The sequence below is a fragment of the Streptomyces rapamycinicus NRRL 5491 genome (genome assembly GCF_024298965.1).
GTDB lineage: Bacteria > Actinomycetota > Actinomycetes > Streptomycetales > Streptomycetaceae > Streptomyces > Streptomyces rapamycinicus.
The window spans coordinates 3,815,095-3,842,063 of the sequence record NZ_CP085193.1 but is presented as its reverse complement, the minus strand read 5'-3'; the positions used below and the strand labels follow the sequence as shown (position 1 = coordinate 3,842,063).

General features: G+C 71.1%; 17 protein-coding genes. 13 read left to right on the top strand and 4 right to left on the bottom strand.

Annotated elements, in window-relative coordinates; translation table 11 throughout:
• Positions 1–18 precede the first annotated feature (18 nt).
• Entirely contained in the window at positions 19–4,188 is a 4,170-nt protein-coding gene (eccCa, locus tag LIV37_RS15445; RefSeq protein WP_020868060.1) for a type VII secretion protein EccCa, read from the bottom strand.
• A 582-nt stretch (positions 4,189–4,770) separates the two neighbouring features.
• On the opposite strand from eccCa, the gene LIV37_RS15435 reads away from it, so the two are divergent.
• Positions 4,771–6,348 carry a hypothetical protein gene (locus tag LIV37_RS15435; protein ID WP_243146229.1) on the top strand — a complete coding sequence of 526 codons (1,578 nt, stop codon included), beginning with the start codon at positions 4,771–4,773 and terminating at the stop codon, positions 6,346–6,348.
• 143 nt (positions 6,349–6,491) lie between these two features.
• Here LIV37_RS15435 and LIV37_RS15430 read toward each other — a convergent pair whose 3' ends face one another.
• On the bottom strand, positions 6,492–6,722 hold the full coding sequence (locus LIV37_RS15430; RefSeq protein ID WP_020868058.1) for a DUF397 domain-containing protein: 231 nt from the start codon (positions 6,720–6,722) through the stop codon (positions 6,492–6,494).
• 335 nt (positions 6,723–7,057) lie between these two features.
• Between LIV37_RS15430 and LIV37_RS15425 the strand changes: the two genes are divergently transcribed.
• From LIV37_RS15425 to LIV37_RS15385, 9 genes are all read left to right on the top strand, one after another.
• Positions 7,058–9,538 carry an outer membrane protein assembly factor BamB family protein gene (locus tag LIV37_RS15425; RefSeq protein WP_020868057.1) on the top strand — a complete coding sequence of 827 codons (2,481 nt, stop codon included), beginning with the start codon at positions 7,058–7,060 and terminating at the stop codon, positions 9,536–9,538.
• A gap of 9 nt (positions 9,539–9,547) precedes the next feature.
• On the top strand, positions 9,548–11,740 hold the full coding sequence (locus LIV37_RS15420; protein ID WP_020868056.1) for an outer membrane protein assembly factor BamB family protein: 2,193 nt from the start codon (positions 9,548–9,550) through the stop codon (positions 11,738–11,740).
• Positions 11,741–11,745: 5 nt separating this feature from the next.
• Positions 11,746–13,926 carry a protein kinase domain-containing protein gene (locus LIV37_RS15415; RefSeq protein ID WP_020868055.1) on the top strand — a complete coding sequence of 727 codons (2,181 nt, stop codon included), beginning with the start codon at positions 11,746–11,748 and terminating at the stop codon, positions 13,924–13,926.
• 53 nt (positions 13,927–13,979) lie between these two features.
• Positions 13,980–16,037, top strand: coding sequence for a serine/threonine-protein kinase (locus LIV37_RS15410; RefSeq protein WP_020868054.1), 2,058 nt, complete (start codon positions 13,980–13,982; stop codon positions 16,035–16,037).
• A gap of 231 nt (positions 16,038–16,268) precedes the next feature.
• Positions 16,269–16,556 (top strand): 30S ribosomal protein S15, encoded by a 288-nt coding sequence (gene rpsO, locus LIV37_RS15405; protein WP_020868053.1) that lies wholly within the window; start codon positions 16,269–16,271, stop codon positions 16,554–16,556.
• A 404-nt stretch (positions 16,557–16,960) separates the two neighbouring features.
• Positions 16,961–19,210 carry a polyribonucleotide nucleotidyltransferase gene (locus tag LIV37_RS15400; protein WP_020868052.1) on the top strand — a complete coding sequence of 750 codons (2,250 nt, stop codon included), beginning with the start codon at positions 16,961–16,963 and terminating at the stop codon, positions 19,208–19,210.
• Entirely contained in the window at positions 19,207–20,586 is a 1,380-nt protein-coding gene (locus LIV37_RS15395; protein ID WP_020868051.1) for a M16 family metallopeptidase, read from the top strand. The genes LIV37_RS15400 and LIV37_RS15395 overlap by 4 nt, the downstream gene beginning before the upstream one ends.
• Before the next feature lie 90 nt (positions 20,587–20,676).
• Positions 20,677–21,429 (top strand): 4-hydroxy-tetrahydrodipicolinate reductase, encoded by a 753-nt coding sequence (gene dapB / locus LIV37_RS15390; RefSeq protein WP_020868050.1) that lies wholly within the window; start codon positions 20,677–20,679, stop codon positions 21,427–21,429.
• 10 nt (positions 21,430–21,439) lie between these two features.
• Positions 21,440–21,901: a tetratricopeptide repeat protein gene (locus LIV37_RS15385; RefSeq protein WP_020868049.1), complete on the top strand. Its 462-nt coding sequence runs from the start codon at positions 21,440–21,442 to the stop codon at positions 21,899–21,901.
• Positions 21,902–21,981: 80 nt separating this feature from the next.
• On the opposite strand, the gene LIV37_RS15380 is transcribed toward LIV37_RS15385, so the two are convergent.
• Positions 21,982–22,533 carry a hypothetical protein gene (locus LIV37_RS15380; protein WP_020868048.1) on the bottom strand — a complete coding sequence of 184 codons (552 nt, stop codon included), beginning with the start codon at positions 22,531–22,533 and terminating at the stop codon, positions 21,982–21,984.
• Positions 22,534–22,598: 65 nt separating this feature from the next.
• Positions 22,599–22,841 carry a hypothetical protein gene (locus tag LIV37_RS15375; protein ID WP_020868047.1) on the bottom strand — a complete coding sequence of 81 codons (243 nt, stop codon included), beginning with the start codon at positions 22,839–22,841 and terminating at the stop codon, positions 22,599–22,601.
• Positions 22,842–23,019: 178 nt separating this feature from the next.
• Between LIV37_RS15375 and thyX the strand changes: the two genes are divergently transcribed.
• From thyX to LIV37_RS15360, 3 genes are all read left to right on the top strand, one after another.
• Positions 23,020–23,760, top strand: a complete 741-nt coding sequence (gene thyX, locus LIV37_RS15370) for an FAD-dependent thymidylate synthase (protein ID WP_020868046.1) — start codon at positions 23,020–23,022, stop codon at positions 23,758–23,760.
• A 207-nt stretch (positions 23,761–23,967) separates the two neighbouring features.
• Positions 23,968–24,867, top strand: a complete 900-nt coding sequence (dapA, locus tag LIV37_RS15365) for a 4-hydroxy-tetrahydrodipicolinate synthase (RefSeq protein WP_020868045.1) — start codon at positions 23,968–23,970, stop codon at positions 24,865–24,867.
• Between the two features lie 124 nt (positions 24,868–24,991).
• Positions 24,992–26,677, top strand: a complete 1,686-nt coding sequence (locus LIV37_RS15360; RefSeq protein ID WP_020868044.1) for a ribonuclease J — start codon at positions 24,992–24,994, stop codon at positions 26,675–26,677.
• The last annotated feature ends 292 nt before the right edge of the window (positions 26,678–26,969 follow it).

The following is a 26,969-nucleotide window of genomic DNA, read 5'->3' as shown; positions in this document are numbered from 1 at the left end:
GCGCACGGCTGTGACGGGTTATTCGCTGCCTAACTCACCTGGCAGCCAGCCCAGCTGAACCAGCCGGGTGCCTCCCTTGCGGGTGATCAGGGTGCCGCGCCCCTGAGGGAGACGGCGGGGGCGGGTGTTGCCAAGGAGGTCGCCTTCGGCTGGGTCGCCCGAGAGAATGACGCCCTGGGCGCCGAGTTCCTTGATGCGCTGCATGAAGGGCTCGTACGAGGAGCGTGAGGCGCCGGCCGTGTTGCGAGCGATGATCAGGCGGACACCGACGTCGCGGGCGTAGGGCAGCCCTCTCGTCAGGAAGTCGAGAGGGTTGCCTGCGCTCGTGGCGACCAGCTCGTAGTCGTCGATGATGACGAAGAACTGCGGACCGCTCCACCAACTGCGTTCGCGGAGTTGCCTCGGGGTGACCTCCGGGCCGGGGGCTCGGTGTTCCATGAGGGTGCTCAGGGCGTCCATGTGCATTTCGAGCGCTGGGGCGGCAGGGGCGTACTCCAGGAGGTGGGAGTCCGGTACGGCCTCCAGAAGCGTACGGCGGTAGTCGCCGACGATGATCCGTGCCTCGTCGGGGGCGTAGCGCTGGCTGATCTGTTGGGCAAGCAGGCGTAGCAGAGAGGTTTTGCCCGATTCGCTTTCGCCGAAGACGACGAAGAACGGATCGGAATCGAAGTCGATGAAGACCGGCTCCATTCGGTCCTCGTCGATGCCGATCGGCAGACCGAGGTGCGGGTTCTCAAAGCTCTTGGGGAGGCGGTCGGAGGGGAGTACGCGGGGGAGGACGCGGACCTCGGGGGCTTGGGGGCCGGTCCAGTGGGTGTTGACGGCGCGAACCAGGGCCGCTGTCGATTCAGCGGGGCCGGTCGATGCCGACCCGGTCGATGCCGGTCCGGTCGGCGCCGGGCTGGTCGGCGCCGGTCCGGTCGGCGCCGGGCTGGTCGGCGCCGGTCCCGTCGGTGTCGGTACCGACGTCGGCGACGCCGTCGTGCCGGTCGTCGTCGGCTCTGTCGCTGACGGGTCGGCCGTCCGTCCGTCCGCCTCCGGCCGCAGGGCGGCTTCGATCCGCGGTCGCGCGGCCAAGAAGTGCAGTCGTTCGGGGATCTGGCCGCGGCCCGGTGCGCCGACCGGGACGTTGGCCGCCACCTTACGGTCGAAGTCCGAGTCCAGCGGATCGCCGAGACGCAGCTCCAGACGGTTCATGAACTGGTCCTTCAGCGCGGCCCGTACCTCCATGTACCGGGTGGCCGACAAGACCACATGGACGCCGTAACCCAGTCCCCGCGTCGCGAGGTCCATGACGACGCCCTCGAACTGCTCGTACTCCTGCTTGAAGGTGCCCCAGCCGTCGATGACCAAGAAGACGTCCCCCCAGGCCTCGTCAGGGAGTTCACCAGTCGCGCGCCGCTTGCGGTAGCCGGCGATGGAGTCGATGCCGTGTGTGCGGAAGAACTCTTCGCGACGGCTCAGCACTCCGGTGGCCTCGGCCACCGTACGGCGCACCCGGTCCGGATCGAGACGTGACGCCACCCCGCCGACATGCGGCAGCCCCGAGATCCCGCTCAGGCCACCGCCGCCGAAGTCCAGGCAGTAGAACTGCACCTCGTACGGGGTGTGGGTCAGGGCGAAGGACGCGATGAGCGTACGCAGCACAGTGGATTTACCGGATTGCGGGCCGCCCACCACCAGCAGGTGGCCCGCGGCGTCCGAGAAGTCGCGGTAGAGGATTTCGCGCCGCTGCTCGAAGGGCTTGTCGACCAGTCCGACCGGGACCACCAGCCCGCCCGACCCCGCATAGTCCGGTGAGTGCAGACCACGTGCGGGTGAGACGGCCAGCGGGGGCAGCAGTTCGTCGAGTGCGGGGGAGGTGTCCAGGGGCGGGGGCCACACCTCATGGGCGGCCGGTCCCTGATCCTCCAGACGCCGGACGATGACGTCCAGGACCGTGTCCGGCAGCGCGTCGCTCGGGTGAGCCGTGGTGGCGGCGGGTGCTGGCGCGGCATAGGAGACGGGTACCGGGGCGGCCGTGAAGAGCGTCGGGCGGCGGTCCATTCGCCGTGAGCCGCCCGCCCCGTCGTCCGCCGGCACCTCGGCGGTGCGGTACGGGCCCGAGACGTACGCGGCCTTGAAGCGCACCATCTCGTCCGTACCGAACTTCAGATAGCCGGACCCGGGCAGCGACGGCAAATGGTGGGCGTCCGGCACGCCCAGAACGGACCGGGACTCGGTGGCGGAGAAGGTACGCAGGCCGAGTCGGTACGACAGGTAGGTGTCCAGACCGCGCAGCCGCCCCTCCTCCAGCCGCTGGGTGGCCAGCAGCAGATGGACGCCGAGCGACCGGCCGATGCGGCCGATCTGGATGAACATCTCGATGAAGTCCGGTTTGGCGCTGAGCAGTTCACTGAACTCATCGATGATCAGGACGAGCGACGGGACAGGCTCCAGCGGCGCCCCCGCGACCCGCGCCCGTTCGTAGTCGTGGACATTGGCGTAGTTGCCCGAGGCACGCAGCAGCTCCTGACGGCGCTGCAATTCGCCCCGGATCGAGGCCTCCATGCGGTCCACGAGAGTCAGGTCGTCCGCGAGGTTGGTGATGACGGCCGAGACATGCGGCAGGTCGGCCATGCCGGTGAAAGTCGCACCGCCCTTGAAGTCCGCCAGGACGAAGTTGAGATGTGCGGAGGAGTGGGTGATGGCGAGCGCCAGGACCAGCGTGCGCAGCAGCTCGGACTTTCCGGAGCCGGTCGCGCCCACGCACAGACCGTGCGGGCCCATACCGCCCTGCGCCGCCTCCTTCAGGTCCAGCATCACCGGTTCACCGTCCTCGCCTACCCCGATGGGGACCCGCAGGCGTTCGCTCGTCGTCCGGGGCCGCCAGGTCCGATCCACGTCCACGGAGGACGCGTCGCCGAGGTCCAGCAGATCGGTGAAGTCGAGCTCGTCCAGGAGCGGCTCGTCGTTGCCCCCGGCGCCGACGCGCAGTGGCGCGAGCTGGCGGGCCAGGGCCTCGGCCGCCTCCAGGGGGAGTACGTCCGGCTCGCCTTCGTAGACCAGCCCCGCGGCGGACTCCAGGAACAGCTTTCCGGGGCGTACGTCGAGCGACAGGCTGCCGCGCGGCTCGTCCAGTTCTCCCGACACCACTTCGGCGACGGTGACGCCCTGGATGCCATCCGCACCCGCCAGCAGGGAGTCCGGCGGGACGGTGCCGCCGTCCAGCACGATGAGGAGGTGGGGCGCGTCCAGGACGGGCGGTCCGTCCGGGGCGAACCGGGGGCGCTCGGAGAGCGGGCTGCCCTGGCCGCCCGAACCGTACGCCGCCAGAAGCTCCTCCAGCTCGAGCGCGTCCCGGCAGAACAGCCGCCGGGTACCCGCCCCGTCCAGCGTCCCGGGGATCTGGGAGTGCGGCAGCCACTTGGTCCATTCCCAGCGTGCGACCGCTTCCCGCCCGTCGGCCAGGACCGCCACAGCCAGGTCCTCCGGCGAGTGAAGGGTGACCAGCTGGCACACCAGCGCACGTGCGGTGCCCTGGGCCGTGGCCGGGTCCCCGGACACCGTGAAGTGGTAGAAGCGGCGCAACGCCACCGCGACCGGTAGTCCGTCCACCGCGCCGTACAGCATCAGAAATCGCTGCATCGCGCCCGCTGTGAGCGGCTCCAGCTCCTCGATCAGCGCCGTGGTCGGGGCCACCAGAGGGGTCGACAGCTGCTGCGGACCGACACCGATACGGGCCTGCCCGAAGTCCTCGTCGCCGACCCGGCGTTCCCACACCCGGCTGCCCTCCGCGGCCACCGCCCAGAGCTGGTCGGGCGCGGGGTGCAGATAGAGCAGCACCTCGAGTTGTGCGCGGGCCGTACGGCGGACACCGCGGCGCATCTGCGCGAGGTACCTCAGGTAGTCGCGGCGTACGCCCGCCGCCCGGCCCTCCGTCCCGCGCCGGAAACGTACGATCTGGGCGGCGACGGTCGCGAGGGCGGATGCCAGCATCAGCCAGCCCATGACGCGCATGAACGGACCCGCGCCCGAGTTGAAGAAGTAGACCATCGATCCGCCCATGCCGAGCAGGGGCAGCAACTGCGTCAGCAGTCCTTGCTGCTCGCCGCGCGGCAGTTCGGGGGGAGAGCTGAGCTCGACTTCGTCCGTGGGCACGGTCGGCGGCAGCGCCCGGGTCGGACGCTTGACGAGAATCTGGCTCACCGGGTGGTCAATCCCCCTTCTGTGGTCTCCCGTGCAAGGAGCGAGATCCGTGGTGGCGTCGCACCGGCACTCCGGCGACGCGATCCCCCGAACCCGGCGAGCCTATCGACACGGGGTGTCACCATGTGGTGGCACCCCGGCGTGTCGTGCGTATGAACAGGAAATCTCCACGGCTTCGAGAGGGCGGAGATCATCGCGCGCCGTGCAGGGTGGCTCCCGCGCCGTTCATCCATGAAACTGGGGGCCGAGAACCGAGCGTCCGGTGATACAAAGATTTCCCGCTCCCGAAATGTCATCGCAGAGCGGGATCTTCCAGTGGACTCGCCGAAGAGGTAAGCGCTGATGCCGCAGCCGCCCCAGCCACCCGACCAGCCACCGTCCGGCGGTTTCGGCGCGCCACAGGATCCCCGTCGGGGCGGCGAGCCGTCCAAGGACGGCTACGGCACATCACCGCGGCGTCCGGTCCCGCCCCGCCCGCCCGCGCCGCCGGCCGTCCCCCCGGCGCCTCCGGCGGGTCCCCCGACGGGTCATACTCCGCCTCAGATATGGGATACGGGTGCGTTGCCGCCGAGCCCTCCCGCGGTGCCCGGAGTCCCGGCCCCTCACCGGGCCGACCCCGCCAACCCGTACGCACAGAACCCGTACACCGCCGCGCAGGGAGGGCCCGGGTACGGCGGTATGTACACCCCGCCGCCCGGTCAGCCCTACGGCACGCTTCCCTCCGGGGGCGGAGGCAGCGGCCGGAACACGAGACGCAAGGCCGTTGTCATCGGCGCGGCCGTGGCGGTGCTGCTCGCGGCGGGCGGCGGGGTGTACGCGGCGGTGAGCGGTGGTGACGACGACAAGAAGCCCACCGCCGCCTCGACGACCACCCCCGCCGGTCAGGACCGGCAGGACCCCACCCCCGAGCCGACCGGAAACGGTGCGAGCACCGGCGCTCGTGACGGTGGCGAAAGCGAGAGCGACCCCAACGATGTGCGCCGGGCCGGCGAGGCGAAGGTCCTCTACCAAACGCCCGCGCCCGAGGTCTCCAAGAAGAGCCTCGATGTGCCCGGCTTCTGGGTGATGAAGGGATATGTGGTCAAGGCGGTCGAAGACAAGATCGTCGCGTACAAGGACGACGGCACGAAGAAGTGGACGCTTTCCCTGCCCAAGGCCGTCTGCGCCGCGCCCGACTCCACCACTCAGGGCGAGGTCGTGGTCGCCTACCAGGGGCACGGAAAGGACTCGTGCAGCCAACTCGCCCTGATCGACCTGGACAAGGGGGTCAAGGTCTGGGACCACGACGCTCCCGAGGCGGGCTCCTTCGGCGGCGGCCACACCAACATGGGCATGGCCCAGAGCGGCGATCTCGTCGGCATGTCCTGGTTCGGCGGTTCGGCCGTCATCAAAGTCCGCGACGGTAAGGAGGTCGCCCTCGAAAAGCCGAGCCCGGGTTGCTCGGTCGACGGTTACGCGGGAGGGAAAGCGCTGCTGCGCGCCTACTCCTGCACCAATGGCACCGCCAAGCTGCAAAAGGTGGCGTCGAACGGCACGATCACATGGACCTATGTCGTCCGTAAGGGTTACAAGGTCGACAAGATCTTCTCCACCAGCCCCGTTGTGATCGCTCTGAGCGACCAGGACCGCAAGGCCGGTGGCATTCTGGCCATCTCGGACAGCGGTAAGGAGCGGTCGGCTCTGGCCGTGGGGAAGCAGTCCTACCAGCCGCTGTGCGGAACGGACCTCTTCGGCACCAATTTGGGCAGCTGCCAGGGCGTCGCCGCCTCCAGGGACACTTTCTATCTGCCGACCGAGATGACCCAGGACAGCGCCGGGGGCTCGACGAGTGAGATCCACGCCTTCGACCTGGCCAGCGGGAAGAGGAAGCGGGCGGCCAAGGTGGCCGGTCGGATGCTGCTTCCGTTGAGCATGGACGGCAAGAATCTGATCGCCTATGAGGAGCCCTCATACGACAAGGCCGGTCTGGTCGTCAGCATCGGCCCGGACGGCGGCAAGCCGAAAACGGTGCTGAGGCTGCCCCAGGCCACCCGCGAGGCGGAGAACGGTTTCTACTCCGCCACTCATGACTACCGGAACGGCATTTTCTACATCGCCTCGAACCGCATAACGGGGACTGAGGGCACCAGCGAGAAGCTCATCATGGCCTTCGGCTCCTGAACATGGCCTTCGGCTCCTGAAGGTGAGCCGAGCGCCGACCACTGCCGAGCGCCGACCACAGCCGGAGGCCGACCACTGCCGGAGAGGGTGACCACCGGCCGGCGGCCACCCTCTCGTTCACGCTCGTCGGCCCCTCATGCTCCTCAGCTCAAGTCGAATTCGCCGTCCCGTGCGCCCAGCACAAAGGCACGCCACTCGGCCTCCGTGTAGCGCAGCACGGTCTCGGGGTCAGCGGAATTCCGCATGGCCACTGCCCCCTTCGGCAGATAGGCGATCTCCACCCGGTCTTCGGAGGTGCTGCCAGGTGCGCTGAGCCACTCGACACCGGAAATGTCGAGGGCGTACAGCTCTTCCTTCTCTTTGGCGTCGGCCACTGGTGGAGAACCCCTTCGGATACCGCGGATAACATCCCGCCCGGCCTTTGGGCGGAAGGCGAGGGCGGGCCACTGTGCCCGGCTCCCGCCACGTCTCACAGTGTTGTCGACAACGCGTGACGCGGCAATCGAACACGGTGACAAGGGCCCCGGTAGGGTGGCGCCACGGGCGTAACGCGGGCGGGCGACGGGATGGATCGAAGGCGGGGGGCCTTCCGCATGAGTGCGGACTACAGCACGCGGAGAAGCGGAGCCATGGCCGAGGCGGTACGCCGCCCCGGCCGCCTGGATCGTCCCCGCGGACACAATCGTCCCCGCGGACACAGGGGGCGTCTGTGGAGCCGCTGAGTCAGGGCGATCCGCGGCGGCTCGGCCCGTATCACGTCATCGCGCGACTGGGGCCGGACGCGGATGAAGTTCCCGCTGCGGAGAGCCGCTTCATCGCGCGCGGTGCGGCGGGGGACCGTACGGTCGTCGTCACCGCGCCGTCGCAAGAGTTCGCGGACGACGTCGCGTACCGGGAGCGCTTCCGGGCGGAGGCGGAGAACGCGCGGCTGCTGGGCGGCGGGCGGCCTCCGCTGTGGCTCGCTCCCGTCGCCGAGGTCTCGGGCGGGGATACCGGGCAGCCCTGGAGCGCCACGCCGTTCCTGCCGATGCTGTCGCTGCCCGCGGTGCTGGAGGCGAACGGGGGGCCGCTTCCCGTGCGCACCGTAAGGGCGTTGGGAGCGGCGCTGGCCGAGACGCTGGCGGAGGTGCACACGGCGGGCTTCGCGCACGCGGGTGTCGCACCGGGCACGGTCTTCCTCGCGGGGGACGGCCCGCGGTTGGTGGGCTACGGCGCGGTGCGGGCCGCCGCGCCGGACGGCGAGGCGCGGGTGGGGCTCCCGGGGCTGGAGGACGACGCCCTGCCGCCGGAACAGGCCGCGGGCGGGCGGCCGCGGCCACTGGGTGACGTCTTCGCGCTGGGCGCGGTGCTGGCGTACGCGGCGACCGGGCGTCGGCGGCCGGACGCCGAGGATCTGCCGGAGGAGTTGCGGGGCGCCGTGGTCCGGTGTCTGGCCCAGGATCCGGCCGACCGGCCGACGGCGCGGGCGCTGCTGGACGAGCTGATGCGCGGCGTAAGCGTCCCTCTCCCCCCAAGCGCGGTGAGGGCGCCCACGGGTGCTCCGCAGACGGTTGTCGACGCGGGATCCGCGGGTCCGGACGGTGGCGCGGGGTGGGGAGCGGGCCCGGGGATGACCGCCCTGGACGGCTCGGGTGGCATCAGCCGGGCCGTGGGCGCGCTGGGGCCGGGATGGCTGCCGGGGCGGGTGATCGCCGCGCTGTCCGAGCTGTCCTCGGCGGTGCTGGCGGCGGAGATCGAGTCGGTGGAGGCGCCGTCCCCGGCGACGGCGGACGTGCCGGTGGGACCGGGTACCGCCGCGCACCGGGCGTGGCCGGAGCGCGGCGCCGCGCCTTCGGCCGTCCCCGTCCCCGGGCCGGTGCGTGAGGCCGGGACCGCTGCCGGGACCGGGGGTGCCTCGTCCGGGAAGACCTTCGCCCCGTCCCTCAGCCCTTCCCGGCGCCGCCTCCTGCTGGGCGTCGCCGGCGGTACGGCCGGAGTCGCCGTCGGCGGCGGCGCCACGTGGCTGGCGACGGCCCCGGACGCGCCCGCACCGCTCACGCCGGCCCAGCGCCTCGCCGCCCACCGCCCCAGCCGCCGGCTTCCGGGCGCGCCGCCCACGCCCCTGTGGCGCTACGACGTCAAAGGGGTGGCGTCGGCGTACGCCCCGCTCATCTGGCGCGACGCGGTCGCCGTCCTCACGGGGAAGGGGGCGGTCGTCGGGATCGATCTCCGTACGGGCAAGCGGCTGTGGACGCGGGACGGGCTGCGCCCGGCGGGGCAGCCCTGGGTGGCCGATGGGGACGCGCTGGTCGTCCCCGGGGACGGGCTGGTGGCGCTGGAGCCGCGGACCGGTCGGGTCCGCTGGCGCTCGAGCGACTTCCGGCAGGGCGCACGGAGCTCCTTCACGGGGCTGCTCGCGGTGGCCGGGAGCACGGTCTGGTTCACGGCGACCGTAAGGGGCGAGCGCGGAGACGGAGACCGCGTCGTGGTCGCCTATGACGTCCATGAGCGCGCGGAGTTGTGGCGCGAGCCCCTCGCCTCGGGTTTGAACGAGGGCCATTTGCTGAAGGACGCGCTGGTGGTGATGGCCGGCGGCGACCGGGAGGGGGCGGGCACCAATGCGGGCACCAATAAGGCCGTCGCGCTCAGCCGCGACCGCGGAAAGGAGCTGTGGCAGCGGGCCTATCCGGGCATGACCACGCAGGGGCTCGTCACCACCGACGCCCGTCGTACGATCATCGCGGCCCTCGGAAACACCCTCCGGGGCTTCGACGCGGCCCGGGACACGGCCTCCCTGTGGTCCGTCGGCTCCAAGGGGAAGGGACCCAAGGGCCGTCCCGCCGACTTCGGGGTTCCGCTCGTCCATGGGAAGACCGCGTATGTCGCCGACGGCGGTTTCGCCCTCCACGCGGTCGAGGCGGCCACCGGCGAGATCCGGTGGCAGCGCGTCTATGGCTTTGTGATGAAGGCGCTCGCCGCGCCGCGCACACCCGACACCCTGGTCAGCCCGGCTGGACGCAGGGTGCTGATGGCCGGTGACGCCGAGGTGGACGCGTTCGACGCCGAGGACGGCTCCTTGCTGTGGCGCTTCACCGACGCCGGTGCCGATCCGGGCCCGCGCTCCCAATCGGCCCGCCGTAAGGTCGCGTTGACGGATAACAGGGTCGTCGTCGCCGGGAGCGGAAGCGTCTACGCGCTGCCGCTCGATTAGGAAGGACGCATGGAACCGCCGATTCTGGACCGTCGTACGGGACGGACCGATCACGACACTCCACGGCGCGCCGACCACGACGGAGGACAGGGGGTCGGCCCGTATCGCATCCTCGCCACCCTGGATGTGCCCGGGCACGCCGATGACGCGCGCCGCTGCCTCGCCCGCGACACGCGAACGGGCCGTACCGTCGTCCTGGCGCTGCCGCCCGCGGCGTCGGCCGACGACGCCGGATACCGGGTGCGGTTCCGGGCCGAGGCCGAGAACTCCCGTCGGCTGCCTGGCCCTTGGGCGGCTCCGGTCGTCGACGTCGCCCCGCCCGAGGCGGAGCTTCCCTGGGTCGCCCACGACTGCTTCCCCGCCCTGACGCTGCCCGCGGCGCTGGCCGCGCACGGCGGGCCGCTCCCCGAGGACACCGTGCGCGCGCTGGGCGCGGCTCTCGCGGAAACCCTCGCGGTCGCGCACGCCAACGGCCTCGTCCACGCCGGGATATCGCCCCAGGCGGTGCTTCTCACGCGGGAGGGCCCCCGGCTGACCGGCTACGGGCTCGTCCGGGCCGCCACCGGCATCCGCCCCGCCACACCTCATGGAGGCCGCCCCGCGACCTCGCACCTCAGCCACCCGGCCACGGCCCACCGCGACCAGCCCGCGCTGCCGCCCGAGCAGCGGGCCGGCGAACCGCCGCGCCCTTACGGTGACGTCTACGCCCTGGGTGCCGTGCTGGCCTACGCCGCGACCGGCCGTAAGGACACCGGGCCCGCCGCCCTGCCGCCGGGGCTGCGCGAGCCCATCGCCGCCTGTCTCTCCCCGGACCCGGCACATCGCCCCCAACCCGACACGCTCGCCCGGGAGTTCCGCTCGACTCCGGCGCCCGCCACCCCGGGACGCGTGCCCGACGCCGTCGAGGCGGCCCTCGCCGAGCAGGCCGCGCATCACCCCGCCGAGATTCCGCCACCGGACGTCACGGAGGCCGCCGGCCGCCCGCCTGCCGCGGGGCGGCGGCCGTCCCGGCGCTCCGTGGCCGTCACCGCCCTCACCGGCGCCGCGGGACTGGCCCTGGGGGTCGGCGGAACGGCCCTGTGGCGGGCCGTGGCGGACGATCCGCCCGCCCCGCCCGAGCCCCTCGCCCTGCGCGGGGTCGCCCCCGCTCCGCTGTGGCGCCGCCGCGTCGAGACCGAGATCGACGGCCCGCCACTGCTCTGGAGGAACAGCCACCTGCTTCTGCCGGGTGCGGGCGAGGTGACGGCGGTGAGGGTCCGCGACGGGAAGAAGATGTGGACCCGCGACAACGTGTGGGGTGTCGGCGACCTCAGCCCGCTCGGCGGTGACCTTGTGCTGAAGCCGGGAATCAGGGAACTCATCGCCCTGTCGGCGCGCACCGGGCAGGTCAAATGGGTGGAGCGGGCCTACGACGGCGAGAAGCGCCAGCGCTTCCGCTATCCGCTGGCGGCCGACGGAAGGACCCTCTGGTTCCTGGCCCAGGACGAGGAGAAGACCGCCACCGTCGTCGCCTATGACCTCAAGACCCGCAAGGAGCGGTGGCGCACCCCGGTCCCCGGCGGATTCGGTGGCTCCGAGGAACACTTCGCGGTGCTCCGCGAGGACTCCCTCCTGCTGTCGAACCGCAGCGCGTCCGCGCCCAACACCCCATGGACCTATCTGGCCCTCGGCCGGCGCGACGGTGCCAAGCTGTGGACGCGGACCTACAAGGGGCTCCTCACCGTCGCGGACGATCCGACGGAGATCGTCTCCGGGGACCTCCTGATCACCTTCGCCTCGGACGTCGTCTCCGCCCACGAGATATCCACGGGCAGCAGGCGATGGCGCTTCAGTTGCGAGGACTTCTTGTACACCGATGGCGCGCTGCACGGCCGGACGCTCTACGTGACCGACGGCAGCGCCGTCACCTACGCCATCGACGTGACCCGCGGCAGGCTTCTCTGGCGCCGCCGGGCGGCCGTCGACGCGGCCTCACCCATGTCGGAGAGCGAAACAGCGCTGAGCCATTCCGGCCGGACCGTCTTCCAGGTCAACGCCTCGGAGGTGGAGGCGCTGGACGCGGCGGACGGCTCACTGCGCTGGCGCTTCGCCCCCGCGACCGAGGGGGCGTCGGCCGGGGCCCTCAGCGGTTCCGTCCTCATCGCGCCCGGTGTGGCCCTCGTCAGGAACGACCAAGCCTTCTACGCACTGCCGGTGGACTGATACCGATGGCCCATCCCCTCACCCATGACGACCCCCAGCGCCTCGGTCCGTACACCCTTGTCGCCCGGCTCGGCAGCGGCGGCATGGGCACGGTGTACCTGGGGCGCTCATCCGGCGGCCGTACGGTCGCGCTGAAGACCATGCACGCGCGGTTCGCGGCGGAGGCGGAGTTCCGCACCCGCTTCCGGCTGGAGACCGACGCCGCGCGGGTCATCGGCGGACGGCACGGAGCGCAGGTCATCGACGCGGACACGCTCGCCCCGACCCCCTGGCTCGCCACCGAATACGTCCTCGGCCCGCCACTGGACGACGCGGTCGCGCTCTGTGGCGCCCTGCCCGAACGAGCCGTGCGGGCGCTGGGAGCCGCCCTGTGCGAGGCGCTCGCGCAGCTGCACCGGTCCGATGTGGTCCACCGCGACCTCAAGCCCTCCAACATCCTGCTGACCGCACTCGGCCCCAAGGTCATCGACTTCGGCATCGCCCGCGCGGTGGGCGACGACCGGCTCACCCGTACGGGCGCGGCGGCCGGAACGCCCGCCTATATGTCGCCCGAACAGGTCTCCGGTGGTGAACACACCGCCGCGGGCGATGTGTTCGCCCTCGCCGGAGTGCTCGTCTTCGCGGCCACCGGCCGCCCGCCCTTCGGCGGCGGACAGCCCGCCGATCTGCTCTACCGGGTGCGGTACACCGACCCCGACCTGTCCGGGCTGCCGGGGGGACTGCGCACCGTACTGGAGCCGTGCTTCGCCAAGGACCCCCGGCAGCGGCCCGGTACGGCCGAGCTCGGGCCGCTGCTGCACGCCGGGGGAGGCCACTTCGCCGATCATCTGCCGGACCCCGTCCTGGCGGAGATAGCCCGGCTGGGGACTGCCGTATGGGAGATCCAGCCGTCCAGGACGCCCGCGCCCGTGGACGAGGAGACCACGGCCGGCGTGGACCGTCCGCGTGGGCCGTCCGGGATCTCCCGCCGTAAGGCCGTCACGATCGGAGGGGGCGGAGCCGTCGCGGCCGTCGCCGCTGCCGCCACTTGGGTCTGGCTCCGCCCCGGCGACGGCGCGAGCGGTACCGCCGCCCCGGCGCCCGCGTCCCCCACCCGTCCGCCCGGCACCCCGCCGCGCATGTCCTGGAAGTTCACCCCGCCCTCCACCACGTCCATGGCCGAATGCGCCGTCCTCCTCGCCGGGGACCACACCGCGGTCATCGCCGACACCGGGCTGTACTGGATCGACCCCGGCACCGGAGCCAGGCGCGGCGCCAACGACCTGGTGACGAAGGCACAGCACGCCGTCTCCGACGGCCGGCGGCTGCTCGCCTGTGACTCCAGCGCCGATCATGTCCGCATCGCCCCGGTGGATCCTGGGACGGGCAACTTCCGGACGCCGCTCGCCACGGTCAAGGACCTGGAGGTGGACGACGTACGGCTGCTCGCCGCCACCTCGGACGCGGTCTTCCTGGAAGGGACGGGCCGTAAGGGCCTCGTGCGTGTGGCCGTCGACGCGCGCACGGGGGAGGAGCGGTGGCGCCGGGCCGGCGACACCCCCGAGTTCCAGGACCCCCTCGCGACCCCCGCGGGCTCCTCGCTCGTGCTCTCCTTCCGCGAGCGGGTCACCGTGGTCGGCGCCGCCGACGGCAGGCGCCGCTGGTCGAGGATGCTGGCCAAGGAGAGCTACCGCATCCTTCCGGGGACGCAGCGCCACACCTTCTCGGACGGGCTCCTCTACACCGGTGGGAAAGACCTCTTCGCCGTGCGGCTCTCCGACGGCGAGGTCGCCTGGCGGTTCGGTGAGGGCCGTAAGGCCGGCGACAAGGACGAGCCCGACTCCGCGCGATACGGACCGCCCCTGCTCAGGGACGGCGTGGTCTACAGCCTGGAGACGGGCACCGGCCTGGTCGCCGTGGACGCCAAGAGCGGAAAGCTGCTGTGGGAGCAGAAGAAGGGCACGGGCCCCGCGCTCAACTTCCAGCCTCCGCCCGCCCTCGGCAAGAGGTACCTCTACGCCTTCCCCGACGTCGGCACCGACCAATGGGCGTCGGCGATCGACCTCCGCGGCCACAAGGCGGCCTGGACGTTCCAGGGCCCCGGCACCGCCATGGCCTCGCTCAACCCCACCATGACCATCCATCGGGGTGCCGGCCGGCTGATCGTCGCGGGCGGCTCCACCGTATGCGCCATCCCCCTCGAATGACCGGGCCCCGGACTCGTCCCACCGCGCCGTCCCACCCCTAGGAGCCTCCGTCCATGAACCCTCTCGGCACCGGCGATCCGCTGCGCCTCGGCCCGTACCGCCTCACCGGTGTGCTCGGCGCGGGCGGCATGGGCCAGGTCTACCTGGGGCGGGATTCCGAGGGCGGGATCGCGGCGATCAAGGTGCTGCGGCCCGAAGTGGCCCACGACCCCCATATGGCCCAGCGCTTCGTGCGCGAGGCACACGCGGCCCAGGCCGTGCGGGGCGACGGGGTGGCGCGGGTGCTCGCGGCGCGAACCGAGGGCGGGCGGCCGTGGATCGCCACGGAGTTCCTCGCCGGACCCACCCTCGACCAGGCCGTGGAGCGGTACGGAGCACTGGAGGAGTCCGCCGTAAGGGCGTTGGGAGCCGCGCTCGTCCGCACGCTCCACGACATCCACGGTGCCGGGCTGGTCCACCGGGACCTCAAACCGTCCAACATCGTGCTCACCTCCCGCGGCCCCAGGATCATCGACTTCGGGATCGCCCGGCCCGAGCACGGGCTGACGCTGACCACCACCGGGCAGACCGTCGCCACCCCCGGTTACGCCCCGCCCGAGCAGGTCCTGGGGCAGCGGACCGGCCCCGCGGGCGATGTGTTCTCCCTCGGAGTGGTCCTCGCCTACGCGGCGGGCGGACGGCCGGTCTACGAGGGCGGCCATGTGGCCGCCGTGCAGTACCAGGTGGTGCACGGCGAGCCGGAGTTGGGCGCGGTGCCCGGGGCGCTGCGGTCCCTGGTCGAGCCCTGTCTGGCCAAGGACCCCGGGGCCCGGCCCGGTCTCGACCGGATCGGCGGGGTGCTGGCGCCGCCCCGGGGCGCGGACCGGGTCTGGAGGAGCGGACCGCTCGCGAAGGACATCGCGCGGCGCGAGGCGGACGCCCGGCGCATGGCGGCCCTGCCCGGTGACCGGTCGGGTCCCTCCAGGCGGCGGCTCATCGGCACGCTCGCCGCGGGCGGCGCCGTGCTCGCGGCGGGTGGGGGAGGGGTCGCGTGGTGGCTGCTGCGCGGCGACGAGGCGGAGGCCGGGGGGCGGCCATGGGAGGCCGAGCCGCTGGCCCACTACAACGAGGGGACGACCCCGTCGCCTCTGTGGGGCCCCGTGAGCCTCGGATCCATCGGCGCCGCCGATGCGCGGACGCCCGCCCCGCTTCCGGTTCATGACGTCGTCGTGGCCCCGGCCGCGGGCGGCCGTCTACGGGCCTACGCCGTCCGCACCGGCCGGGCCCGCTGGACCTCCCGGGTGGCCGGACTGACCGGGCGCCTCCTCGCCGTATCCGATGACACCGTCCTTACGGTCGACGGCAAGGGCGCGCTGCACGCGTTGGACGCCCGGAACGGCGAGGAGCGGTGGCAGGCGCCGGCCGCGAACGCGGCGACGCTGCTCGCGGTGGACGACAAGGCCGTCTACGTCGCCACCCGTGGCGGTGAACTGCGCGCCGTCGCGCTGACGTCTCATACGACCCTGTGGACGGTGCCCTCGCCGGTGAAGACCTCCGAGAAGAGCCCGGCGGCGGCCGCGGCCGCCACCGGCCGTCTGGTGGTCTGCGGTGGGGACGGCCAGGTCGTGGCGGTCGACGCCGCCCGTGGGAAAACCGTCTGGGGACCCGCACGGCACGGAACCACGGCCCTGGCCCCCGCCGTCGCCGACGGCACCGTCTACCTGGGCGGCCGCTCCCTTACCGCGCTCACGCTGTCCACGGGCGGGAAGAAATGGGCCCAGCCCAGCGGTGGCGGGCGCGGCTGGAGCGCACCCGTCGTCGCGAAGGACGTCGTCTACGCCGTGGACGCCACCGATCTCTCGGCCCGCCGTACGGACGACGGTACGGACGCCTGGACGCTCACCTTCGCCTCCGAGGACAGCTCCCGGGACGCCCCGGTGATCGCGGGGAACAGCGTCTGGGCGGGCGCGGGGGAGGCCGGTTCACGAGGCGTCGCGGCGGTGGACGTCCGCGGCGGAAGCCTCGCCTGGCCCTACACTCAGGGCACCGAGGGCCGTTGGGCGCTGGCCGCGGCCGGCAACCGCGTCTTCATGCTGCACAACGGCACGCTCACCGCCATGCCGGTCTTCTAGGAGCCGTATCTTCTAGGATCCGTAGGCCCCGGACACCCCGCCGGCCCACCCCCACACGCCTTCCACCAAGACGCTGGTACCCTGTGTCCTGGCCGTTTGCGTACGCGTCCCCGGAGGCCTCGAGTCTCGGGAGACAGCGCCCAGCGGACCCCGCCTCCCGAGTCACGGAAGATCCCCTGAGACAACGACCAGGGGCACTCGGCGGCTGATGACGAAAGCAAGGAGTACCGAGTGTCGCTCGACGCCGCTACCAAGAAGCAGATCATGACCGAGTTCGCCACCAAGGAGGGCGACACCGGCTCCCCCGAGGTCCAGGTCGCGCTGCTCACGCGCCGCATCTCCGACCTCACCGAGCACCTCAAGACCCACAAGCACGACCACCACTCCCGCCGGGGTCTGCTGCTCCTGGTCGGCCAGCGCCGCCGCCTGCTGCAGTACCTGGCGAAGAAGGACATCACGCGCTTCCGTGCGCTGGTCGAGCGCCTGGGCATCCGCCGCGGTGCGGCGGGCGCCAAGTAAGACGCCAAGCAGGGAGCGGTTCCCGCGACGGGGGCCGCTCCCTTTGCCATACGCGGCGCCGTACGGTTTCAGCCAAAGGTGAACCCATGGTGACCCGTACGGTCTTCGCGCCGGTGCGTAGCGTTGTCGCTACGTACCGTAGGGGTCGGACGACACAGCCGTCGTGATGACGGCCGAAGCTTTGTAGTCTGGTCCCAACAACGCCATAACGAACGAGGAGGAGCGCCTCATTCCCGCCGCACCGGCGCCACAGGAGCCGGTCCTCGGTAGTGGCTCCCGGAACTGGCAATCCCGGTGGCTTCGATCGAAGACCGGCCCGGCCGCCGGCCAGTAAGGCCCGGGGCGCTGCTCCACCACCGTCCACCGTCACACGGACGAGGGACGCAGAAGAGGAGATTTCCCTGGTGGAGAACGAGACCCACTACGCCGAAGCGGTCATCGACAACGGCACCTTCGGCACCCGCACCATCCGTTTCGAGACGGGCCGCCTGGCCCGTCAGGCCGCCGGTTCGGCCGTGGCCTACCTGGACGACGACACCATGGTGCTGTCGGCCACCACCGTTTCCAAGAACCCCAAGGATCAACTCGACTTCTTCCCGCTCACGGTCGATGTCGAGGAGCGGATGTACGCGGCGGGGCGCATCCCCGGCTCGTTCTTCCGCCGTGAGGGCCGCCCCTCCGAGGACGCGATCCTCACCTGCCGTCTGATCGACCGCCCGCTGCGCCCGTCCTTCAAGAAGGGCCTGCGCAACGAGATCCAGGTCGTCGAGACGATCATGGCGCTCAACCCCGACCACCTCTACGACGTGGTCGCGATCAACGCCGCCTCCTGCTCCACACAGCTCGCCGGGCTGCCCTTCTCGGGCCCCATCGGCGGCACCCGCGTCGCCCTGATCAGGGGCCAGTGGGTGGCCTTCCCGACCCACTCCGAGCTGGAGGAGGCCGTCTTCGACATGGTCGTCGCCGGCCGGGTGCTCGAGGACGGCGATGTCGCGATCATGATGGTCGAGGCCGAGGCCACCGACAAGACCATCCAGCTGGTCAAGGACGGCGCCGAGGCTCCCACCGAGGAGATCGTCGCCGCCGGCCTGGAGGCGTCGAAGCCCTTCATCAAGGTCCTGTGCAAGGCGCAGGCCGACCTCGCCGCCAAGGCCGCCAAGCCGACCGCCGAGTTCCCGATCTTCCTCGACTACCAGGACGACGTCCTGGAGGCGCTCACCGCCGCCGTCCGCGACGAGCTGGCCCAGGCGCTGACCATCGCGGGCAAGCAGGAGCGCGAGACCGAGCTGGACCGCGTCAAGGGCGTGGCCGCCGAGAAGCTGCTGCCGCAGTTCGAGGGGCGCGAGAAGGAGATCTCGGCGGCGTACCGCGCGCTGACCAAGGCCGTGGTGCGCGAGCGCGTCATCAAGGAGAAGAAGCGCATCGACGGCCGCGGCGTCACGGACATCCGTACGCTCGCCGCCGAGGTCGAGGCGATTCCGCGGGTCCACGGCTCGGCGCTGTTCGAGCGCGGCGAGACCCAGATCCTGGGCGTCACCACGCTGAACATGCTCCGCATGGAGCAGCAGCTGGACACGCTCGCGCCCGAGACCCGCAAGCGCTACATGCACAACTACAACTTCCCGCCGTACTCCACCGGTGAGACCGGCCGCGTCGGCTCCCCCAAGCGCCGCGAGATCGGCCACGGCGCCCTGGCCGAGCGGGCGCTGCTGCCGGTGCTGCCGACGCGCGAGGAGTTCCCGTACGCCATCCGCCAGGTCTCCGAGGCGCTCGGCTCCAACGGCTCGACCTCCATGGGGTCAGTCTGTGCCTCGACGATGTCGCTGCTCAACGCCGGCGTGCCGCTGAAGGCCCCGGTCGCGGGCATCGCCATGGGCCTGATCTCCCAGGAGATCGACGGCGAGACCCACTACGTCACCCTCACCGACATCCTCGGTGCGGAGGACGCTTTCGGCGACATGGACTTCAAGGTCGCCGGCACCAAGCAGTTCGTCACCGCGCTGCAGCTGGACACCAAGCTGGACGGCATTCCGGCGTCCGTGCTGGCCGCGGCCCTCAAGCAGGCCCGCGACGCCCGGCTGCACATCCTCGATGTGATGAACGAGGCCATCGACGTCCCGGACGAGATGTCCCCCAACGCGCCGCGGATCATCACCGTGAAGATCCCGGTCGACAAGATCGGTGAGGTCATCGGCCCCAAGGGCAAGATGATCAACCAGATCCAGGAGGACACCGGCGCCGACATCACCATCGAGGACGACGGCACGATCTACATCGGTGCCGCCGACGGCCCGGCCGCCGAGGCCGCCCGCGCGACCATCAACGGCATCGCCAACCCGACCATGCCGGAGGTCGGCGAGCGCTACCTGGGCACGGTCGTGAAGACCACCACCTTCGGCGCGTTCGTCTCCCTGCTCCCGGGCAAGGACGGCCTGCTGCACATCTCGCAGATCCGCAAGCTCGCCGGCGGCAAGCGTGTGGAGAACGTCGAGGACGTGCTGAAGGTCGGCGCCAAGGTCCAGGTCGAGATCGCCGAGATCGACCAGCGCGGCAAGCTCTCCCTCATCCCGGTCCTCGAGGACGAGGAGGGCGCGGACGCGGACGAGTCCCAGGCCGAGGCCAAGCCCCAGACGAAGGACGAAGCTGCCAAGTGACGTCCCGTGACGACGGCACGACGGCCCGCACCTCCTCGGAGGCGCGGGCCGTCGCCCGTACCCAAACGCTTCTCGAGGGCGAGAACGGCATCGGCACGGTCCGCAGGACGACCCTCCCCGGGGGCCTGCGCGTCGTCACCGAGACCCTCCCCTCCGTGCGCTCGGCCACCTTCGGCATCTGGGCGCACGTCGGCTCGCGCGACGAGACCCGTACGCTCGGCGGAGCCACCCACTATCTGGAGCACCTGCTCTTCAAGGGCACCCGGCGGCGCACCGCGCTGGACATCTCCGCCGCCATCGACGCGGTCGGCGGCGAGATGAACGCCTTCACCGCCAAGGAGTACACCTGCTACTACGCGCGGGTGCTCGACACCGATCTGCCGCTGGCCATCGACGTCGTCTGCGACATGCTGACCGGCTCGGTGATCAACGCCGCGGACGTCGACGCGGAGCGCGGTGTCGTCCTCGAAGAGATCGCGATGACCGAGGACGACCCGGGCGACTGTGTGCACGACCTGTTCGCCCACACCATGCTCGGCGACACCCCGCTCGGCCGCCCGGTCCTGGGCACCGTCGACACCGTCAACGCCCTGGGCCGTGACCAGATCGCCCGCTTCTACCGGAAGCACTACGACCCCACTCACCTGGTCGTCGCCGCCGCGGGCAACGTGGACCACGACGACGTCGTACGCCAGGTGCACGCCGCGTTCGACAGGGCGGGGGCCCTGTCCCGCGCCGACGCGGCCCCGGTCGCCCCGCGCGCCGGCACCCGTGCGATCCGTACGGCGGGCAAGGTCGGGCTGCTGAACCGCAAGACCGAGCAGGCCCATGTCGTCCTCGGCATGCCCGGCATCCCGCGCACCGACGACCGCCGCTGGGCGCTCGGGGTGCTCAACACCGCGCTCGGCGGCGGGATGAGCTCCCGGCTCTTCCAGGAGGTCCGGGAGAAGCGCGGCCTCGCCTACAGCGTCTACTCCTACACCTCCAGCTTCGCCGACTGCGGACTCTTCGGCGTCTACGCCGGCTGCCGCCCGAACCAGGTGCACGACGTCCTCAAGATCTGCCGCGACGAGCTCGTCCAGGTCGCGGAGAACGGCCTGAGCGACGAGGAGCTGCGGCGCGCCGTCGGCCAGCTCTCCGGCTCCACCGTGCTGGGCCTGGAGGACACCGGCGCGCTGATGAACCGGATCGGCAAGAGCGAGCTGTGCTGGGGCGAGCAGATGTCGGTGGACGACATGCTCGAGCGGATCGCGGAGGTCACCCCGGACGAGGTGCGCGAGGTGGCGCGCGATGTACTGGGACGGCGTCCTTCGCTGTCCGTCATCGGCCCGCTGAAGGACAAGCAGGCGGCGCGTCTCGACGAGGCCGTCGCCTAGCCCGTCAGTCGGCGTAGCCCGTCAGCCGGCGTAGTCCGTACGTCGGTTCAGCCCGTGCCAGAGCCTCCCGGATCGAAGGAAACAGGATCGATGAGCAAGCTGCGTGTGGCCGTCCTCGGCGCCAAGGGCCGGATCGGCTCCGAGGCCGTACGGGCCGTGGAGGCCGCCGAGGACCTGGAACTGGTCGCCGCGCTGGGTCGGGGCGACCAGCTCGAGGCCCTGGTCGAGGCGGGCGCCGAGGTGGCGGTCGAGCTGACCGAACCGGCCTCGGTGATGGACAACCTCGAGTTCTGCGTCCGCCACGGCATCCACGGCGTCGTCGGCACCACCGGCTGGACGGACGAGCGCCTGGCACGGCTGCGCGGCTGGCTCGACGCCGCACCGGCCACCGGTGTGCTCATCGCGCCGAACTTCTCCATCGGCGCCGTGCTGACCATGCGGTTCGCCCGCCAGGCCGCCCGGTTCTTCGAGTCGGTCGAGGTCATCGAGCTGCACCACCCCAACAAGGTGGACGCCCCCTCCGGCACGGCCGCGCGCACCGCACAGCTGATCGCCGAGGCCCGGCGGGAGGCCGGCTGCGCCCCGCAGCCGGACGCCACCGCCACGGCGCTCGACGGGGCGCGGGGCGCGGACGTGGACGGGGTGCCGGTGCACTCGGTACGGCTGCGCGGGCTCCTGGCCCATCAGGAGGTCCTGCTGGGCGCCGAGGGTGAGACGCTCACCATCCGCCATGACTCCCTCCACCACAGCAGCTTCATGCCCGGCATCCTGCTCGGCGTCCGCCGCGTGGTGGCCACCCCCGGCCTGACCTTCGGCCTGGAACACTTCCTCGATCTGGACTGAGGGCACAGCGGTGCGCGCAAAGATCACATATTTCGTTCTCGCGGCCGTCCTGGTCGTCTACTTCGTGCTGGTCGGCGACCGCGGGGTGCTGCTGATCCGGGAGGGCACCCCGGTCACCGTCGTCTTCGGCGTCGCGGTGCTGGTGATGCCCCTCATCGGTGCCTGGTTCCTGTGGCAGACCACGCAGTTCGCGCGGAGCGCGGACCGGCTGGCCCGGGAGCTGGAGGCGGAGGGCGGCCTCCCGGTCGACGAGCTGGTGCGGACGCCCGGCGGGCGGATCGACCGGGACTCGGCGGACGCCGTCTTCGCCAAGCGCCGGGCTGAGACCGAGCAGTCGCCGGACGACTGGCGGTCCTGGTTCCGGCTCGCCGTGGCGTACCACGACGCCCGGGACACCGCGCGCGCCCGTAAGGCGATGCAGCGCGCCATCGCCCTGCACGACGGCAAGCCGGTGCGGGCGGCCGGGGGCTGACCCCGGGTCGCCCGCGGCGGTACGGCTGAGGGGGCTCGGCGGTGCCGCTCCGCGGCGTAGGGCTCAGCGGTGGCGGCGGCTCAGCGGTGGGCGGCAGCCCAGCCCTCGAGCGCGTCGGCGGCCCTCTCGAAGCTCTCCGCCTGGCCCAGGAAGTCGGCGTCATGGCTGGTGAACAGGGTGTCCGGCACTCCGCCGCGCACCGGCTGGAGCAGCAGCGCCTGTCCCTGGACGGTGCGTGGCAGGCCCAGCCACCGGACCGGCTGCTGGGCCGTGCGTATCGCGGCGACGTCCTGCCAGCGCACGGTGGTGCTGCGCAGGAGGCCGATCCGCCGCAGCCCCTGGGCACTCACCACGACACCGCTGCGCACCAGCCTTACGGCTGTCACGATCACCAGCGCCGCGACGCCGACGCAGACCCCCGCCGCGGACAGCGATCCCGCCATCGCGATGATCATGGCCGAGAACAGGACGTACGAGGCGAGCAGCAGCAGAAGAGCGGCGCCCCCGACCCTCCAGGGCCCCGGCCGGTAGGGACGGCGCCAGCGGTCCGGGTCCTCGTAGCCGAGCGGGTCCGCTCCGGCCGCCGCGTCGTCGTCACGGGCGCGGTCGGCGGTCAGGAAGGGCAGGGGCACGGGAGTTCCTCACTCACACACATGTCCGGATGGGCCTGTGCTGGGTGAGGCTATCCCAGCGCCGGTCAGCGTCCGTCGGACGCCTCTGACTGCTGGATCTGGTGGGTGGGGTGCGACTGGCTGTCGAGGGCGGGTATCCCGAACATCAACGAGCCGATGAACCCCGCGACGATCGTGAGCCCGATCAGGGTCCGTCCGGCGATCTGGGACGGTGTCGCGCGGGGGCGGGGTGGTGGGGTGACATTGCTGCGGAAACGGTCGGCTTCGGCGACGAAGGCGAACGGCACGGGCTCTCGCCGGCGGAACATCTGCGGGCTCTCCTTGGAACCTCGAACGTGAGTACTTCAATGTGTAGGACGTGTGAATGACCGATTGGGTGCCCGGATCCGACGACTTCAGTCAAAAATTTCGGCTGCGCGGGACTGTCGGTGGTGCCCCGTAAGCTGGGCGCCGCCCTGAGCGACGCACCATGGAAGGACCCGCCCGGTGACCGAGATCCCCGCCGAGATCGAGAAGGCCAGTTTCCGCAGCGATGTGACCGTCGAGCTGGTCAAGCACAGCGCCGCCGACTCCGATGTGTTGTGGGCCGCACGGGTGTCCACCGCGGGCGAGCAGTCCCTCGAGGAGGTCACCAAGGACCCGGAGCGCTCCAAGGGGCTGATCAACTTCCTGATGCGGGACCGCCACGGCAGCCCGTTCGAGCACAACTCGATGACCTTCTTCATCAGCGCCCCGATCTTCGTCTTCCGCGAGTTCATGCGGCACCGCGTGGGCTGGTCGTACAACGAGGAGTCCGGTCGCTACCGCCGTCTGGAGCCGGTGTTCTACGTCCCGGGGGAGGCCCGCAAGCTGATCCAGCAGGGCCGCCCGGGGAAGTACGAGTTCGTCGAGGGCACCCCGGCGCAGCACGAGCTGACCGGCCGGGTCATGGAGGACGCCTACCGCCACGCCTATGAGGCGTACCAGGAGATGCTGGCCGCCGGGGTGGCCCGCGAGGTGGCCAGGGCCGTCCTCCCGGTCGGCCTGTTCTCCTCGATGTACGCCACCTGCAACGCCCGCTCGCTGATGCACTTTCTGGGGCTGCGCACCCAGCACGAGCAGGCCGCGGTGCCCTCGTTCCCGCAGCGGGAGATCGAGATGGTGGGGGAGAAGATGGAGGCGCACTGGGCGGGGTTGATGCCGCTCACCCACGCCGCCTTCAACGCAGGCGGCCGAGTGGCTCCGTAGCCGGCCCCCGTAGCCCGGGGCCCGCGCCCCGGATGGATCACCGGGCGAAGTGTCCGTATTGCGGCGTTTCGAGAAGTTCATCTAGGCTGAACAAACGGGCCCGGCACTGCTTGAACCCCCGAGCAGGCAGTGCCGGGTCCCATCTCTTCGCTCCGTCCGCAGCCCCGAGCGAGCGCCGTGGGGCGCGCTACGAGTAGCGTGGAGCCCATGGCACCGACATCCACATCGCAGACCCCTTTCGGGCGGGTGCTGACCGCCATGGTCACGCCATTCACCACTGACGGCGCGCTCGACCTCGACGGCGCCCAGCGACTCGCTGCTCATCTGGTGGACGCCGGCAATGACGGACTGATCGTCAACGGCACCACCGGCGAGTCCCCCACCACCAGCGATGCGGAGAAAGCCCAGCTCGTACGCGCCGTGGTGGAGGCGGTCGGCGACCGCGCCCATGTCGTGGCCGGAGCGGGCACCAATGACACCCGGCACAGCGTGGAGCTCGCCCGCGCTGCCGAGCAGGCCGGTGCCCACGGGCTGCTGGCCGTCACGCCGTACTACAGCAAGCCGCCGCAGGAAGGCCTCCTCCGGCACTTCACCGCCATCGCCGACGCCACCGGCCTGCCGGTCATGCTCTACGACATCCCGGGCCGCAGCGGTGTCCCGATCGGTACCGAGACCATGGTCCGGCTCGCCGAGCACCCGCGCATCGTCGCCAACAAGGACGCCAAGGGCGACCTCGGACGCGCCAGCTGGGCCATCGCCCGCTCCCGCCTCGCCTGGTACTCCGGCGACGACATGCTGAACCTGCCGCTGCTGTCGGTCGGCGCGGTCGGCTTCGTCTCCGTGGTCGGCCATCTGGTCAGCCCCGAGCTGCGGGCCATGCTCGAGGCCCATCTCGCGGGCGACGTCGCGAAGGCAACGGAGATCCACCAGAAGCTGCTGCCGGTCTTCACCGGCATGTTCCGCACCCAGGGTGTGATCACGACCAAGGCCGCGCTCACCCTCCAGGGCCAGCCCGCGGGGCCGCTGCGCCTGCCCTTGGTCGAGCTGACCGCCGAGGAAACCGAACAGCTCAAGCGCGATCTCGCCGCCGGCGGGGTACAGCTCTAGGCAAAGAGGCGATTTCTCGCACCTTCATACTTCACAACTGCATACAGACACATCAGCAAGTGCACGAATGTCACGCGCGCCATGTGCCCAGAGGGCATGTGGCGCGCGTGGTGAGGAGAGTCTTTTGAGTCATCCGCATCCTGAGCTCGGCCCTCCGCCGAAGCTCCCCGAGGGCGGTCTGCGCGTCACCCCGCTCGGTGGCCTCGGTGAGATCGGCCGGAACATGACGGTCTTCGAGTACGGCGGCCGGCTGCTGATCGTCGACTGCGGGGTGCTCTTCCCCGAGGAGGAGCAGCCCGGAGTCGACCTGATCCTGCCGGACTTCACATCCATCCGGGGCCGTCTAGACGACATCGACGGCATCGTCCTCACCCACGGCCATGAGGACCACATCGGCGGCGTCCCCTTCCTGCTCCGCGAGAAGCCCGACATCCCGCTGATCGGCTCCAAGCTGACGCTCGCCCTGATCGAGGCGAAGCTTCAGGAGCACCGGATCCGTCCGTACACCCTCGAGGTCGAGGAGGGGCACCGCGAGCGGATCGGCCCCTTCGAGTGCGAGTTCGTCGCGGTCAACCACTCCATCCCGGACGCCCTGGCGGTCGCCATCCGCACCCCGGCCGGCATGGCCGTGCACACCGGCGACTTCAAGATGGACCAGCTGCCGCTCGACGGCCGGCTCACGGATCTGCCCGCGTTCGCCAAGCTTGGCGAGGAGGGTATCGATCTGCTCCTGGTGGACTCCACCAACGCCGAGGTCCCCGGGTTCGTACCGCCCGAGCGCGATATTTCCGCTGTGCTGCGCCAGGTCTTCGGCAACGCGCAGAAGCGCATCATCGTCGCCAGCTTCGCCAGCCATGTGCACCGCATCCAGCAGATCCTGGACGCGGCGCATGAGTACGGGCGCAAGGTCGCCTTCGTCGGCCGCTCGATGGTCCGCAACATGGGCATCGCCCGTGACCTCGGCTATCTGAGGGTGCCTGCCGGTCTCGTGGTGGACGTGAAGACCCTCGACGACCTACGGGACGACGAGGTGGTGCTCGTCTGCACGGGCTCCCAGGGCGAGCCGATGGCCGCGCTGTCCCGGATGGCCAACCGCGATCACCAGATCCGGATCGTCGAGGGCGACACGGTGATCCTGGCCTCGTCGCTGATCCCCGGCAATGAGAACGCGGTCTACCGGGTGATCAACGGGCTGACACGATGGGGCGCCACGGTCGTCCACAAGGGCAACGCCAAGGTCCATGTCTCCGGCCATGCCTCGGCCGGTGAGTTGCTGTACTTCTACAACATCTGCAGGCCCAAGAACCTGATGCCGGTGCACGGCGAATGGCGCCATCTGCGCGCCAACGCCGAGTTGGGCGCGTTGACCGGGGTTCCGAAGAACCGTTGCGTCATCGCCGAGGACGGTGTCGTGGTGGACCTGGTCGACGGCATCGCCAAGATCGTCGGCAAGGTGCAGGCGGGATACGTGTACGTGGACGGCCTCTCGGTCGGCGATGTCACGGAGACCTCGCTCAAGGACCGCCGCATCCTCGGGGACGAGGGCATCATCTCGATCTTCGTGGTCGTCGACAGCTCGACCGGCAAGATCGTGGGCGGTCCGCATATCCAGGCGAGGGGCTCCGGCATCGAGGACTCCGCCTTCTCCGCGGTCATCCCGAAGATCGAGGATGCCCTGATCAAGTCGGCCTCCGATGGGGTCGTGGACCCGCACCAGCTCCAGCAGCTGGCGCGCCGCGCGGTCGGCAAGTGGGTCTCCGACAGCTACCGCCGCCGTCCGATGATCCTTCCTGTGGTGGTCGAGGTCTGACGTCCCGCCTGACATCCCCTCAGCGCCACACCGGCGCTGAACACCCGGCGGGGCTCCTCGATTTGCATCGAGGAGCCCCGCTCCAGTACGTTTACGGCTCCGCCAGAGGGGAACCCGGAGCACTCAACGGTCTTCGGAGGAGCCCACCGGCGGGGGTGGAAATCGACTCGGAGAAATTCTGATAAAGTCGACGAAGCCGAAAGGCAAGGCCCTCCAGCGGCCACCGGAAACGGAATTCGGATCGGAAACGACCGGGAATCGGGTCTGGTAAGGTTGGAAACACCGAAGGGAA

Bases quoted from the DNA above. Each gene is read 5' to 3' on its own strand.
- dapA (WP_020868045.1), top strand. From the start codon at position 23,968: ATGGCACCGACATCCACATCGCAGACCCCTTTCGGGCGGGTGCTGACC.
- LIV37_RS15420 (WP_020868056.1), top strand. From the start codon at position 9,548: ATGGAACCGCCGATTCTGGACCGTCGTACGGGACGGACCGATCACGAC.
- LIV37_RS15375 (WP_020868047.1), bottom strand. From the start codon at position 22,841: ATGTTCCGCCGGCGAGAGCCCGTGCCGTTCGCCTTCGTCGCCGAAGCC.
- LIV37_RS15415 (WP_020868055.1), top strand. From the start codon at position 11,746: ATGGCCCATCCCCTCACCCATGACGACCCCCAGCGCCTCGGTCCGTAC.
- dapB (WP_020868050.1), top strand. From the start codon at position 20,677: ATGAGCAAGCTGCGTGTGGCCGTCCTCGGCGCCAAGGGCCGGATCGGC.
- LIV37_RS15410 (WP_020868054.1), top strand. From the start codon at position 13,980: ATGAACCCTCTCGGCACCGGCGATCCGCTGCGCCTCGGCCCGTACCGC.